This is a genomic window from Aliiroseovarius sp. CAU 1755 (assembly GCF_054482655.1).
Map to the genome: position 1 here is coordinate 1,177,971 of NZ_JBTLRH010000001.1, position 14,930 is coordinate 1,192,900.

The 14,930-nt window shown below is 60.6% G+C and carries 13 protein-coding genes; 9 read left to right on the forward strand and 4 right to left on the reverse strand.

Translation table 11 applies throughout. From position 1 onward, the window contains the following. Window positions 1-31 precede the first annotated feature (31 nt). The 4 genes from ACXYMP_RS05920 to tldD form a co-directional block, all read right to left on the reverse strand. Entirely contained in the window at window positions 32-3,472 is a 3,441-nt protein-coding gene (locus ACXYMP_RS05920; RefSeq protein ID WP_458904953.1) for a pyruvate carboxylase, read from the reverse strand. Between the two features lie 157 nt (window positions 3,473-3,629). Then, window positions 3,630-4,829, reverse strand: coding sequence for a DNA-processing protein DprA (gene dprA / locus ACXYMP_RS05925; RefSeq protein WP_458904955.1), 1,200 nt, complete (start codon window positions 4,827-4,829; stop codon window positions 3,630-3,632). A gap of 43 nt (window positions 4,830-4,872) precedes the next feature. After that, complete coding sequence (locus ACXYMP_RS05930) at window positions 4,873-5,811, reverse strand: hypothetical protein (protein WP_458904957.1); 939 nt, start codon at window positions 5,809-5,811, stop codon at window positions 4,873-4,875. After that, window positions 5,808-7,232, reverse strand: a complete 1,425-nt coding sequence (gene tldD, locus ACXYMP_RS05935; RefSeq protein ID WP_458904959.1) for a metalloprotease TldD — start codon at window positions 7,230-7,232, stop codon at window positions 5,808-5,810. The genes ACXYMP_RS05930 and tldD overlap by 4 nt, the downstream gene beginning before the upstream one ends. Before the next feature lie 207 nt (window positions 7,233-7,439). Here tldD and coxB point away from each other — a divergent pair, with 207 nt between their 5' ends. The 9 genes from coxB (at window position 7,440) to ACXYMP_RS05980 (ending at window position 14,929) form a co-directional block, all read left to right on the forward strand. Next, the gene (gene coxB / locus ACXYMP_RS05940; protein WP_298570464.1) at window positions 7,440-8,300 is read left to right on the forward strand and encodes a cytochrome c oxidase subunit II; all 861 of its coding nucleotides are present in this window, start codon (window positions 7,440-7,442) and stop codon (window positions 8,298-8,300) included. A gap of 98 nt (window positions 8,301-8,398) precedes the next feature. Then, entirely contained in the window at window positions 8,399-9,340 is a 942-nt protein-coding gene (cyoE, locus tag ACXYMP_RS05945) for a heme o synthase (protein WP_458904961.1), read from the forward strand. Then, window positions 9,340-9,504, forward strand: a complete 165-nt coding sequence (locus ACXYMP_RS05950; protein ID WP_458904963.1) for a hypothetical protein — start codon at window positions 9,340-9,342, stop codon at window positions 9,502-9,504. The genes cyoE and ACXYMP_RS05950 overlap by 1 nt, the downstream gene beginning before the upstream one ends. Continuing rightward, on the forward strand, window positions 9,501-10,076 hold the full coding sequence (locus ACXYMP_RS05955) for a cytochrome c oxidase assembly protein (protein WP_458904965.1): 576 nt from the start codon (window positions 9,501-9,503) through the stop codon (window positions 10,074-10,076). The genes ACXYMP_RS05950 and ACXYMP_RS05955 overlap by 4 nt, the downstream gene beginning before the upstream one ends. Window positions 10,077-10,104: 28 nt before the next feature. Then, complete coding sequence (locus ACXYMP_RS05960; RefSeq protein ID WP_298570460.1) at window positions 10,105-10,905, forward strand: cytochrome c oxidase subunit 3; 801 nt, start codon at window positions 10,105-10,107, stop codon at window positions 10,903-10,905. Window positions 10,906-10,990: 85 nt separating this feature from the next. Continuing rightward, window positions 10,991-11,689, forward strand: coding sequence for an SURF1 family protein (locus ACXYMP_RS05965; protein WP_458904968.1), 699 nt, complete (start codon window positions 10,991-10,993; stop codon window positions 11,687-11,689). Between the two features lies 1 nt (window position 11,690). Next, on the forward strand, window positions 11,691-13,076 hold the full coding sequence (gene thrC, locus ACXYMP_RS05970) for a threonine synthase (RefSeq protein WP_458904970.1): 1,386 nt from the start codon (window positions 11,691-11,693) through the stop codon (window positions 13,074-13,076). A gap of 6 nt (window positions 13,077-13,082) precedes the next feature. Then, on the forward strand, window positions 13,083-14,345 hold the full coding sequence (locus ACXYMP_RS05975) for a M16 family metallopeptidase (protein WP_458904972.1): 1,263 nt from the start codon (window positions 13,083-13,085) through the stop codon (window positions 14,343-14,345). Continuing rightward, window positions 14,345-14,929, forward strand: coding sequence for a GNAT family N-acetyltransferase (locus ACXYMP_RS05980; protein WP_298570456.1), 585 nt, complete (start codon window positions 14,345-14,347; stop codon window positions 14,927-14,929). The genes ACXYMP_RS05975 and ACXYMP_RS05980 overlap by 1 nt, the downstream gene beginning before the upstream one ends. Window position 14,930 lies beyond the last annotated feature (1 nt).

Sequence of the window (14,930 nt, forward strand, 5' to 3'; positions counted from 1 at the left end):
CCGCCGGGTTGGGGCTGCATGTGCGATCTTTTTACTCCAGCTCGACCATCAGGTCCTTCGCGTCGATCTGGCCACCAACCTGCACATGCACGGCCTTGACCTCTGCATCACGCTCGGCATGAATGCCGGTTTCCATTTTCATCGCCTCGATGGTCAGCAGAAGATCGCCCGCCTGCACCTTTTGTCCGGCACTCACGGCAACCGATGCGACGACGCCCGGCATCGGCGCACCGATGTGGTCCTGATTGCCGTCTTCTGCCTTCGGGCGACGCACCGTCGAGGCCTTTATCAGGCGGTTGGGCACACGGATGACGCGCGGCTGACCGTTGAGTTCGAAGAACACCTTCACCTCGCCGTCCTCGTTGGTCTCGCCGACCGTTTGCAACCGGATTTCAAGCGTCTTGCCGGGATCAATTTCGGCGGTGATCTCTTCCCCCGGCTCCATGCCGTAAAAGAAGGTCTTGGTGGGCAGGGTGCGCACCGGGCCGTATTGGCGGTGGCGGCCCATATAGTCCAGAAACACCTTGGGATACATGAGGTATCCGTTCAGGTCCTCGTCATCGACGGTGAAGCCGTCCAGTTCTTGCGACAGGGCCGACCGGGTGGCCTCTAGGTCCACAGGGTCCAGATGCTTGCCGGGCCGTTCAAGGTTCGGCTTTTCGTCTTTCAGGACCCGCTTGATGATCTTTTCGGGGAATCCGCCGGGGGGTTGCCCCAAATTGCCCCGCATCATGTCGACGACACTGTCGGGAAAAGCGACGTCGGTGGTTGGGTCTTCAACATCGGCACGTGTCAAACCCTGACTGACCATCATCAACGCCATATCGCCCACGACTTTCGAGGACGGAGTGACCTTTACGATGTCGCCGAACATCTGGTTCACATCGGCATAGGTCTGCGCAACCTCGTGCCAGCGTTCCTCAAGCCCCAGCGACCGGGCCTGCGCTTTCAGATTGGTGAATTGCCCGCCGGGCATCTCGTGCAGATAGACCTCGGATGCGGGCGCCTCGAGCCCACTTTCAAACGCCGCATATTGCGCGCGCACACCTTCCCAATAGGCGGAAATCTCGCGGATGGCGCCCGCGTCCAACCCGGTGTCGCGATCCGTGTTGCGTAAGGCTTCGACCACCGAACCCAGACAGGCTTGCGAGGTGCCGCCTGAAAACGCGTCAATGGCAGCATCGACGGCGTCCACGCCGGCGTCGGAGGCTGCAAGAATGGTTGCGCCGGCGATCCCCGACGTGTCGTGGGTGTGAAAATGGATCGGCAGACCGACCTCGTCCTTGAGCGCGCCAATCAAGGCCCGCGCCGCGGCGGGTTTCAAAAGCCCCGCCATGTCTTTCAGACCCAAAACATGCGCCCCGGCGGCTTCCAGATCTTTCGCCATGCCGACGTAGTATTTCAGATCATATTTGGCCCGGTTCGGGTCCTGTATGTCGCCAGTGTAGCAGATCGAGCCTTCACAGACCTTGTCCGACTCGATCACCGCATCCATCGCGACGCGCATGTTTTCCACCCAGTTGAGGCTGTCGAACACGCGAAACACATCCACGCCCGTCAGCGCGGCTTGCCGCACGAACGCCTGAACCACGTTGTCGGGATAGTTCGTGTAGCCCACCCCGTTCGAGGCCCTGAGCAGCATCTGCGTCATCACATTGGGCATCGCCTGCCTGAGATCGCGCAGCCGCTGCCAGGGACATTCCTGCAAGAAACGATACGCCACATCGAACGTGGCCCCGCCCCAGCATTCAACCGAAAAGAGGCCCGGCAGGTTCGCCGCATAGGCCGGCGCAGCCTTGATCATGTCGATCGAGCGCATGCGTGTCGCCAGCAGCGACTGGTGCCCGTCTCGCATTGCGGTGTCGGTGATCAAAAGCCTCTTTTGCTCTTTCATCCAGTCCGCCACCGCTTTCGGCCCCTTGCTTTCCAAGAGGTTCCGGGTGCCGGGCGCTGGTTCGCCATGAGGCTTCGGGGGCTTGGGAATCTTCAGCCCTGCCGCAGGCTTGGCCCGGCCTTGTGTCTCGGGGTGGCCATTAACTGTGATGTCAGCGATATAAATCAGCACCTTGGTGCCGCGATCACGGCGCTTCTTGAAATCGAACAACGCAGGCGTTTCGTCGATGAACCGGGTTGAATACTGGTTCGACAGAAAGGTCGGGTGCTTCAGCAGGTTCTCGACAAAGGCGATGTTCGTCGCGACCCCCCGGATCCGGAATTCACGCAGCGCGCGATCCATGCGCGCGATCGCCTTTTCCGGTGTCGGGGCCCACGCGGTAACTTTGGTCAGAAGGCTGTCGTAATACCGCGTGATCACCCCGCCGGAATAGGCGGTGCCACCGTCCAGCCGAATACCCATGCCCGTGGCGGACCGATACGCGGTGATGCGGCCATAGTCGGGGATAAAGTTGTTCAGCGGGTCCTCGGTTGTGATCCGGGTTTGCAGGGCGTGCCCGTTCAGGCGGATGTCGGATTGGCTGTCCTTGCCGGTTGCCTCGGCAATTGACTTGCCTTCGGCAATCAGGATCTGCGCCTGCACGATGTCGATACCTGTCACTTCTTCCGTGACGGTGTGTTCGACTTGCACACGAGGATTGACCTCGATGAAATAGAATTTGTCGGTGTCCATATCCATCAGGAACTCGACGGTGCCGGCGCATTCGTATTTCACATGCGCGCAAATTTTGCGGCCAAGGTCGCACAATTCTTCGCGCTGGGCGTCGGTCAGATAGGGGGCGGGCGCACGTTCGACGACTTTTTGATTGCGGCGCTGGACCGAGCAATCGCGTTCGTAAAGGTGATAGATGTCGCCGTGACTGTCGCCAAGGATTTGCACTTCGACATGGCGGGCGCGGGTGATCATCTTTTCCAGATAGCCTTCGCCATTGCCGAATGCGGCTTCGGCCTCGCGGCGACCTTCCAGAACCTTGTCTTCGACCTCGTCTTCGGAATGGATGGGGCGCATTCCGCGACCACCGCCACCCCAACTGGCCTTGAGCATCAGGGGATAGCCGATCTTGGCGGCTTGCGCGCGCACCTTGTCCATGTCGTCGCCAAGAACCTCGGTGGCGGGGATCACCGGCACGCCGGCTTCGATCGCGACCTTCCGAGCAGAGGCCTTGTCCCCCAGCGCACGCATTGTGGTGGCCTTGGGGCCAATGAATGTGATGCCATTCGCCGCGCACGCGTCGACGAAATCGGGATTTTCAGACAGGAGGCCATAGCCGGGATGGATCGCATCCGCACCGCAAGCCTTGGCGACGCGAATGATTTCGTCGATCGACAGGTAGGCCGCGACGGGTCCCAGCCCCTCGCCAATGCGGTAAGCCTCGTCAGCTTTGAAGCGGTGGAGGCCCAGCTTGTCCTCCTCGGCATAGATGGCAACGGTGCGTTTGCCCATTTCGTTTGCCGCACGCAGAATGCGGATTGCGATTTCACCGCGATTGGCGACCAAAATTTTCTGAAAATCCTGCATCTTGCGTTCCTCCCGTCGGGCCTAAGAGTTCGATTTTTTACCGAATTGGTAGGCTGTGCCGCGTTGCAGCGCAATAGGGCTGGTAAGGATTTAGCAAGGTTTTTGTGCAAATTGGTAAAATAAACTTACCAATAGGGCGGGGGTTCTTCCGTTGCGCTCAGGTCGACTTTGACAAAAGCCCGCCGGGTTGACGTATGATTCGCCCCTCAAGCTCAAGTGACACGATCTCGGGCAGGATATCGGCTGAGACCGCGCCGGATTGGGTTCCCATGTCCCGGATCAGTTGATCCTCGGCCAGCGGACTCGGACCAAGGCGGTCAAGGATCTGGCGGTGGAGGGCGGCTGTTTGGGCAAGGCTGCGCGCCGCACGCGGGGCTGGTGGAGGAATGTCCACACCTGCGACGGGCGATGATGCCGCAGCGCGATCCTGCCGGGAAGGTGCGTCAGTTGGCGCCCGCGCCGCAGGGCCGATCGCCTCGATCACGTCCGCGGCACCGCGCACCAGCGCCGCACCATCGCGGATCAGGAAATTGCACCCCGAGGCGCGCGCATCAAATGGGTGACCAGGCACGGCCAGCACATCGCGCCCCTGATCCAACGCATTCCGCGCGGTCAAAAGCGATCCGGACTTGGCTGCAGCTTCGACAACCACAACGGCACGGGCAAGGCCGGAAATCAAACGGTTGCGTCGTGGAAAGTGTCGGGCCTGAGGGGACAGACCCAAGGGCTGTTCGGACAGGCGCACACCTTTGCGTGCGATCTCTTCGCCCAAAACGGTATTGTCCTTGGGATAGATCACGTCGACGCCCCCGGCCAGAACAGCAACCGTCTTGCCTTTCTCCAGCGCGACTTCGTGGGCCACGGTGTCGATGCCCCGCGCCAGTCCGGAGACCACGGTAAACCCGGCCTCGCTGAGGTCGGCGGCCAGCCGTCGCGCCATGCGCGTGCCAACCGAGGACGCGTTACGTGCACCGATCAGGGCGATCATCGGACTGTGCAGCAGCGCCACATCGCCAATGGCCCAGAAGAAGGGGGGCGGGTCTGGAATTTCGGACAAAAGTTCGGGGTAGTCGGGGGTCCCCCAAGTCACCATGCGGGCGCCGGCAAAGCGGGCGCGCCGATGTTCATCTTCGGCAACTTCAAACGGGCAGGCGGCATAGCCCTTGACGCCCGCTTGCCGTGCCACGTCGGGCAAGGCGTCCAGTGCTGCCTTGGCGGACCCGTGTTCGTCCAGCAGCCGAAAGAACGTTGCGACACCCACGCGGCGGGATCGCAAAAGTCGGATCCAGTCCAGTTCATCTTCCTCTGACTGGGGTGAGGGGGTGGGGTTTAAGGAAGGGAGTATGTCCGCTGTCATGGCTGATTCCGTCTTTTGCGAATTAACCATGCGGCGCGATTGGTTAACGGGAGGTGAATACGCGCCAGACGGACCAAAAATAAACGAGCGCACCGACAATCATGGCCATACCCGCAACATCTTCGGTTGGGACATGCCAACCGTTTGTCCATAATAGCCAATAGGTTAAGCCTGCCGCCGTTGGTGCCAGCAATGCAACCGAATAGGTCGACAAAGGCAAAGGGCCATAGGGAAGGCGCCAGCCCACTGTGCTTTGGGCCTCTGATTTTCGGATCAGCACCCACAGGGTTGCGCCTGCGATCAGCAAAATTCCGGCTGAGAAAGGCAATCCCGGCACCGCCATCAACAACGCGAGGGCGACGGTGCCGACGCCGATACCCCATTTCTCTGCCCGCAGAACCGACCACGGGCCGCCACGATCCAACAAGATCATGCCAGCAAGCCAGATGGCGCCACTGATGGAGGTGAAAAACACGAACTCAAAGGGAGTAAGCCTGTGCAGTTCGGGGTCGCCCCACGTCCATGTCGCCCACAGCCCCCACCCCACGCCCATGGCCGAGAACAGCACTGCCGAGGCCGCGCCGCCGCGCCGTCGCATGGCGATCCGCACGACAAACAACCCCAGCAAGACATCGATCAACGCGTGCCAGCTGACCGAGGGCCAGACCCACGAAACGGGCGGCGCTTCATGCACGATCGCGATAACCGTGCCCTCTGTCACCCAGCCAAAAAGGCACCCTGCCAGAACGATCCCAGCCAGCCCTAAACGCTCGGCATACGGGATGATCAGCAACAGCCCCCACGCAAAGAACGCGTAGTAAGCGGCCAGTTCCAGCAGCTCTACCGCTGCGATGCCGGGGTGGTTCACAAGGGCGGTGACGGTCTTCGTTGGACCTTCGTTCAGAAAGAAAAGTTCAGAGTAGAACAACAAAATCAGAGCTGCGCCCGCAATCGAAAGGAACCGGGCGCACAGGCCCGTCACGCCGCTGACCCACCTACCGTCAGCCCGCCAATCAGCAACGACGGCTGCCCCACACCCACCGGAACAGATTGCCCCGCTTTGCCACAGGTGCCGATGCCGGGGTCCATCGCCATGTCGTTGCCGATGGCGCGGATCTGCTTCATTGCTTCTGGACCGTCGCCGATCAGGGTGGCCCCTTTTACGGGCGCGCCGACCTTGCCGCCTTCGACCCGGTAAGCTTCCGTGCAGGAAAACACGAACTTGCCGTTGGTGATGTCCACTTGACCGCCCCCAAAGCCGACCGCATAGATGCCGTCTTTCAGCTCGCCCAACACCTCTTGTGGGGTGGCGGAGCCGCTTTCCATGATGGTGTTGGTCATCCGCGGCATCGGCGCGTGGGCATAGCTTTGCCGCCGACCATTGCCTGTGGGCGCGACGCCCATCAGGCGCGCGTTCTGGCGGTCCTGCATATAGCCGACCAGCACGCCATCCTCGATCAGCACCGTGCGGCCCGTGGGCGTGCCTTCGTCATCGACTGACAGCGATCCGCGCCGGTCTGGCAGGGTGCCATCATCGACGACCGTGACCCCTTTTGCGGCGACCTGCGTGCCGATCAATCCTGCAAAGGCCGAGGTGCCCTTGCGGTTGAAGTCCCCTTCCAACCCGTGCCCAACCGCTTCGTGCAGCAAGATGCCGGGCCAGCCGTTGCCAAGCACGACATCCATGACGCCAGCCGGCGCGGGAACGGCCTCTAGATTGACCAACGCGATGCGCAATGCTTCACGCGCAGCTGATTGCCAAGCAGCAGGCGCCATCAAGCCGTCAAGACCAGTGCGACCACCCCCCCCGGCTGATCCGCTTTCGCGCCGCCCGTCCTTTTCGGCAATGACCGACACATTCAGCCGCGTCATCGGGCGCGTGTCCGACACAAGGCTGCCATCGGGGCGCAGGATATGCACCTCTTGCAAGCTTGCAGCGATGGTGGCGGAAACTTGCACAACGCGAGGGTCCAGATCACGCGTAAAGGCATCAATTTCGCGCAAGACTTCGACTTTCAAGCCAAACTCTGCGTCGGCCAGCGGGTCGGCGTCGGTATAGAGCTTCTGGTTGGTGCGAGCGGGCGCCTCGGCCCAGGTGCCACCGCCGTCACCGACGGCAAGGCGGGCGGTTGCTGAGGCGCGCTGAAGGGCGGCGTCGCTGATTTCGGTGGAATGCGCATAGCCAGCCGTCTCACCGCGCACAGCGCGAAGTCCAAAGCCCTCGGAGGCGTCATAACTGGCTGTTTTCAAGCGGCCATCGTCGAAAACCAATGCTTCGGATCGCATTCGTTCCAGAAACAGCTCGCCGTCATCGGCCCCTTTGGTGACGTCGGCAAGCGTCGCTTGCGCACGCTCTGCGTCCAGATGGGTTTCAAAGGGACGAAACGAAGACGTATCGGTCATTGGGGCCTCGATTTGGCAAAAAACACGGCAATTGTTGCTTAACCTGAGAAGGTTTTTCCTTGTCCACAGACTCCTAATATGGTTTCACATCAAGAAGACACAAGGGATTCCCGCGCCAGCGCACGGGAAAGGTAAGAGCAAGCGCCCACATCGCCGCCGAAAGGCATGGCATCGAGGCGGCGCTGCACAGGGAAGAGAAAGACGAATATGAAGCGTTTCAGCAGCCTTTTCGCCACTGCAACAGCGATTTTGACCGCTGGTCAGGTCATGGCCCAGGAAAACTTGGAAATCATCGGCAAACCGGTCGATGGCGCCACAGGATTTCAGCCGTCGGTGACCAGTGTTGCACAGGCCGCGCACGGGCTTGACGCGATGATCAACTATATCATCATCGCGATCACGCTTTTCGTGACGGCGCTGCTGGTGATCGTGATTGTGCGGTTCAACCGCCGCGCGAACCCTGAGCCCGCGAAATTCACCCACAACACCCCGATCGAGATCATCTGGACACTGGTTCCCGTGGTTATTCTGGTCTTCATCGGTGCGTTCTCGTTGCCGGTTCTGTTCCAGCAGCAGGTCATCCCCAAAGGGGACGTAGTCATCAAGGCAACTGGCTATCAGTGGTATTGGGGCTACGAATACCCCGAGCATGAGTTTGGCTTCGACAGCTTCCTTCTGGCGCGTGAAGAGCTTGAAGACCACGGCTACAGCCAAAGCGAATACCTGCTGGCCACCGACACTGCCGTCGTTGTGCCGACCGGCAAAAAGGTCGTTGTTCAGGTCACCGGCGCCGACGTGATCCATTCGTGGACCATTCCTGCCTTCGGTGTGAAACAAGACGCGGTGCCCGGTCGTTTGGCCGAACTATGGTTCGAAGTCGACGAGGGCAAGGAAGGCATCTATTTCGGTCAGTGTTCCGAGCTGTGCGGCAAGGATCACGCCTATATGCCGATCACCGTGAAGGCCGTGACCCAAGCCGAATATGAAAAGTGGCTGAAGGGCGCGATCGACGAATTCGCCGACAATGCCCAGCCGACTCCGTCGGTTCAGGTCGCATCGGCTGAATGAACAGACCGGCGGGGCGGGCTTTCCGCCCTCCGCCTGCGCCGCCCCATACCGGGGCGGTCTGCACAGACCAAACACTTTAGCCAGATCGTAGTGACACTATGACCGACGCCAGTATCCAAACCACCACCGACACCCGCGAAGCGGGGTTTGGGGACTATTTCGCGCTGCTCAAGCCGCGCGTCATGTCCCTTGTGGTATTTACGGCTTTGGTTGGTCTGCTGGTTGCACCGGTCGGGGTTCACCCGATTGTCGGGCTCGCCTCAATCCTGTTCATTGCCGTGGGTGGCGGTGCCTCGGGCGCCCTGAACATGTGGTGGGACGCCGATATCGACCGCAAGATGCGCCGCACGCAGTCGCGCCCGATCCCGTCCGGCAAAGTGACCGAGGGCGAGGCGTTTGCAATCGGTATAGCCTTGTCTGCTATGGCCGTGGTCATGCTGGGCCTTGCTGCGAACCTGATGGCGGCGGCCCTTCTGGCTTTCACCATTTTCTTCTATGTCGTGATCTACACCATGTGGCTGAAACGCTGGACGCCGCAGAACATCGTTATTGGTGGCGCGGCCGGGGCGTTCCCGCCGATGATCGGCTGGGCCGTGGCCACGGGCGGTATCAGCATCGAAAGCGTGTTGATGTTCGCCCTGACCTTCGCCTGGACGCCGCCGCATTTCTGGGCGCTGGCGCTGTTCACCAAGGGTGACTATGCCAATGCAGGTGTGCCGATGCTGACCGTGACCCACGGACGCCCTGCGACCCGCGCGCACATTCTGGGCTATTCGCTTGTGCTGGCTGTGGTAGCGATTGCGCTGGGCCTGACCTCGATCGGTGGGCCGGTCTATATGGCCGTGGCTGTGGTTCTGAACGCGATGTTCATCAAAGGCGCGTGGGACGTGTTCCGCCGCGATGACGCGCAGTCCGATGCCGACAAGCACAAGGCTGAACGCGGCTTGTTCAAGCTGTCGCTGGCCTATCTGTTCCTGCACTACGGCGCCCTTCTGATCGAAGCGTCACTGAAACCGTTTGGTTTGGGGGGCTGGGGCTGATGGCGATCAAGGTTGATCACGAACTGCATAAACGCCGCCTGAGCCGAAATATCGGTGTTGGCGTTGCGCTGATCCTTTTCGTCGGGCTGGTCTATGGGCTGACCGTGGCCAAGGTCAGCGACATCTACAAACCCGAACCGACCCCCGCCGAGGTCAGCCAATGACCCTGTCGCGCCCTCAAAAAACAGCCGCCAAAATGGTTGGCGTGGTGATCTTGATGGGATCGCTGTCATGGGCAGCGGTGCCGTTTTATGACTGGTTCTGCCGCGTGACCGGCTTTGGCGGTGTCACTTCGGTGGCAGCGCGCGGATCAGATGTGGTGCTGGACCAAAAGGTGCTGGTGCGGTTCGACGCCTCGAAAGAGCGCGGCATGCCGTGGGAGTTCAAACCCATGCAGCATGAAATGGAGATCCGGCTGGGCGAAACCGGGTTGGCCTTTTACGAGGCCTACAACCCGACCGACCGCCCCGTCGCCGGCACAGCCAGCTATAATGTCGCGCCGTTTTCGGCTGGCGGCTATTTCACCAAGATCGACTGCTTCTGCTTTGAACAGCAGGTGCTGCAACCGGGTGAACGCGTGACCATGCCGGTCACCTTCTATGTTGACCCCGAGATCCTTGATGATCGCGAAGCACAATACGTGAAGGCAATCACCTTGTCCTACACGTTCCACGAAACAGATCTGCCGGAAGAGGTCGCACAGCTTGCGCGCCCGATCGTGGCAGGGCAAAACTGACGACCAGAAGAACAGGGACGAAACGCTCATGGCACATGCAAAAAACCACGATTATCACATTCTGCCCCCGTCGGTTAATCCGTTCCTTGGGGCAGTGTTTGGCTTCATCATGCTGTTCGGCGCGGTGCAGTGGATGGCAAATGATATGCCTTGGATATTTGTCATCGGCCTGGTCGGTGTGCTGTATGTCATGTACGCTTGGTGGGCGGACGTGGTCCATGAAGGCCAGACCGGCGACCACACCGCTGTGGTGAAAATCGGTCTGCGCTATGGCGTCATCCTGTTCATCATGTCCGAAGTCATGTTCTTCGTGGCATGGTTTTGGAGCTTCTTCAAACACGCGCTCTACCCGATGACCGAAGGGTCGCCTGCGATTGATGGCGTCTGGCCCCCTGCTGGCATCGAAACCTTTGATCCTTGGCACTTGCCGCTGATCAACACGCTGATCTTGCTTTTGTCCGGTGCGGCCGTGACATGGGCGCACCACGCGATTGCGCATGAAAACAACCGCAAGGATCTGGTGACAGGGCTGGCGCTGGCGGTGCTGCTTGGTGCGATCTTCACCGTCTTCCAAGCCTACGAATACAGTCACGCCGCCTTTGATTTCGCAGGCAACATCTATGGCGTGAATTTCTTCATGGCGACGGGCTTTCACGGCTTCCACGTGATCGTCGGCACGATCTTCCTGTTTGTCTGCCTGATGCGCGCGATGCAGGGCCACTTTACACCCGAAAGCCATGTCGGCTTTGAAGCCGCCGCTTGGTATTGGCACTTTGTGGACGTTGTGTGGCTGTTCCTGTTCGCCGCCGTCTACATCTGGGGCGGTTGAACCTGACCGGCAAAACACCCTATTCAGGGGCGCGGGGGGGAACTCTCGCGCCCCTTTCGCGTTCTTGACCTGCGAGATCTGATCCATGCGCATTCGACTGATAGTGACGGCAGTGCTCAGTATCCTTGTCCTGGCAGTGTTTGTCGGGCTGGGGAATTGGCAACTTGACCGGCTGGCCTGGAAAGAGGCCGTCCTGGCGCAGATCGAAGCGCAGATCAGCGCCCCGCCCGTGCCATTACCGGAAGATCCGGACCCCATCCGGGACAAATACCTGCCCGTCATCGTCAGGGGCAATGTGAACCCTGAAGAGCTGCATGTCCTTGTCAGTTCACGCGACTACGGTGCCGGGTTCCGCATCATCCAGCCCTTTACCCTTGCGAATACCGGCCAGCGGATCATGATCGACCGGGGCTTCGTGCCAGTAGGCGACAAGCTCAAACTGCGCTCGGGTGGCGACATGACCGTGACCGGCAATCTGCACTGGCCTGACGAACGCGATGATTACACGCCTGCGAATGATGCGGCCAAGAACTATTGGTATGCGCGCGAGGTCGAGGTGTTGGCCGAGGCGTTGGACACCGACCCGATATTGGTTGTTGCAGCATCGTCAACCGATCCCGACATCCTGCCCATGCGTGTGACCACCGAAGGCATTCCCAACGACCATTTGGAATACGCGATGACGTGGTTTTTGATGGCCGCGACATGGGTGATGATGACAGGCTTTGCGCTTTGGCGTATGAAGCGGCGAACACGTGACACTCGCACCCCAAGGAACAACTGAAATGCGCTATATCTCTACCCGTGGTGACGCCCCGGACCTCGGCTTTGAAGATGCCATGCTGACGGGTCTTGCCCGCGACGGCGGCCTTTACGTGCCCGAGACCGTGCCAACCATGAGCGCAGGCGACATCGCCGCCCTGGCCGGCTTGCCGTATGAAGAGGTCGCGTTTCGCGTGATGCGCCCCTTTGTGGGCGACACGTTCACGGACGCGGAATTCACCGACATCATCGCCAAGGCCTATGCTGGCTTCAATCACGATGCGCGCGCGCCATTGGTGCAATTGGGGCCGAACCACTTCTTGCTGGAACTGTTCCACGGCCCCACGCTGGCGTTCAAAGACTTCGCGATGCAGCTGATTGGCCAGCTGTTCCAAGTGGCGCTGAGCCGCCGGGGCGAGAAGGTTACCATCGTCGGTGCGACCTCGGGCGATACCGGGTCGGCGGCCATTGAGGCGTTCAAGGGGCTGGATGCGGTCGATGTGTTCATCCTGTTCCCACATGGCCGCGTCTCGGACGTGCAGCGCCGTCAGATGACCACGCCGACCGAGGCCAACGTCCACGCGCTGGCCATGGATGGTGATTTCGACGATTGCCAAGCCCGCCTGAAAGACATGTTCAACGATTTCGAGTTTCGCGATGCGGTGAAACTGGCCGGCGTGAACTCGATCAACTGGGCGCGGGTGCTGGCGCAGGTTGTGTATTACTTCACCTCGGCCGTTGCCTTGGGTGCGCCGCACCGCAAGGTCAGCTTTACGGTCCCCACGGGCAACTTCGGCGACATTTTTGCAGGCTACATCGCAAAGCAAATGGGTCTGCCGATTGACCAACTGGTGATCGCTACCAACCAAAACGATATCCTGCACCGCACGATGGAAACGGGCGCCTATACCAAGGCGGGGGTCACGCCCTCTATCAGCCCGTCGATGGACATTCAGGTGTCGTCGAATTTTGAGCGCGTGCTGTTTGACGCCTATGGGCGCGACGGCAAGGTGGTCGCGGACCAGATAGCAGACCTGTCAAACGGCGGTTTCAAAATCAGCCAAGGCGCGATGGAGTTTCTGCGCGAAACGTTCGACAGCGGTCGTGCGTCCGAGGACGAAACTATGGCGCAGATCAAAGCATCGTTCGCGCGCACGGGCGAAGTTCTGTGCCCGCATTCCGCCGTTGGCGTCAAGGTGGCCGAGGCGCATTTGGCCGATTGCCCAATGATCACGCTGGCCACCGCGCATCCGGCGAAATTCCCCGCGGCGGTCAAAGATGCCTGCGGTCAGGACGCGCCGCTGCCCCCCCGCATGTCCGGTCTGTTTGACCGCGATGAACGGGTGACACGCGTCGCCAACGATTTGGGTGCGCTGGAAGCTTTGATCCGTGAACGGACGGGACGGTAACGCCACATGACTGTGAAACTGGACAGATTGCCCAATGGCGTGCGCGTGGTGACCGAAGCGATGCCGGGGCTGGAAAGCGCCTCGATCGGGGTGTGGGTGACGGCAGGGGGGCGCCACGAGACGCCCGCCCAGAACGGCATCGCACATTTCCTTGAACACATGGCCTTCAAAGGCACCCAAAAACGCTCAGCCCTTGAGATTGCCGAGGCGATCGAGGATGTCGGCGGCTATATCAACGCCTATACCTCGCGCGAGGTGACGGCCTATTACGTGCGCGTCCTTAAGAACGACGTGGCGCTGGCGCTGGACGTGATATCGGACATCGTCTTGAACCCGGTGTTCGATGAAAACGAGATCGAGATCGAACGCGGTGTAATCTTGCAGGAAATCGGCCAAGCGCTGGATACGCCCGACGATGTGGTGTTTGACTGGCTGCAAGAGGTCGCGTTTCCCGATCAACCCATGGGGCGGACCATTCTTGGCCCGGCGGAACGGGTGCAATCGTTCGCCCGCGGTGATCTGTCCTCTTTTGTGGATCAGCATTATGGCCCGGATCAGTTGATCCTGTCGGCTGCTGGGGCGGTCGATCACGACCAAATCCTGCGTTTGGCCGAAGCCGCGTTTGGGCATCTGCGCCCAAGCAAGTCGCGCGCGATAGATGGTGCGCGTTGGTCCAGCGGCGAACGGATCGAATTGCGCAATGGGCTGGAGCAGGTCCATTTCACCTTGGGCCTGCAAGCCCCCAGCTATCGCGACGATGCGTTTTATGCGGCGCAGCTTTACAGCTCCGCCTTGGGCGGCGGCATGTCCTCGCGTCTGTTTCAGGAGGTGCGTGAAAAGCGCGGGCTGTGTTATTCGATCTTTTCGCAGCTTGGCGCCTATGACGACACCGGGATGATGACGATTTATGCGGGCACCTCTGCCGACGACATTGCCGACCTGTCCTGCCTGTGCATCGACGAGATGAAACGCGCGGCCACCGATATCACCAACCGTGAATTGGAACGCGCGCGCATCCAGATGAAAGCGGGGTTGCTGATGGGGTTGGAAAGCCCCTCGGCGCGAGCTGAACGGATGGCGCGGTTGGTTGCCATCTGGGACCGCGTGCCGTCAGTCAACGAAACCGTGGCAAAGATTGATGCGGTGACGCTTGCCGATCTGCATGGGTTCGGGGCCAGCCTGATGGAAGGCGATATGGCCATGGCCGTCTATGGCCCGGCCGAACAAGCGTTGCGCCTAGAGGCGTTGCAAGACAGGCGTGCGGCGTAATGCTGGGCCGTCCGAAGAAGGTTCGGATCGAAACCGACCGGCTGACGCTGCGCCCCCCGGTCCATAGCGACTATCGCGCCTGGGCTGCATTGCGCACCGCCAGCCGCGCGTTTCTGACCCCGTGGGAGCCTACATGGGCCACCGACCACCTGAGCCGCAAAAGCTTCACCAACCGGGTTTACTGGGCCAACAGATCCGTCGTCGGCGGAACGGCGTTGCCCTTGTTCATGATCCGACGGGCCGACAAAGCCTTGGTCGGGGCAATCACCTTGGACCATATTCGCCGCGGACCGGCCCAAGCGGGTACAACCGGGTATTGGGTGGGGGAACGCTTTGCGCGTCAGGGCTACATGCGAGAAGGGCTCGAGGCGATGGTGCACTACGCCTTCACCGAGCTTGACCTGTCACGGCTCGAAGCAGGGTGCCTGCCGGAAAATGCCGCCTCGCGCGGGGTGCTTGAAAAGGTCGGTTACAAATACGAAGGCGTGGCGCAAAGCTATCTGCAAATCAACGGACGCTGGCGCAACCACGTGCTTTATGCCAACCTCCGGTCGGACCGGCGCGGCCGCACCCAAGCGGGTTAAC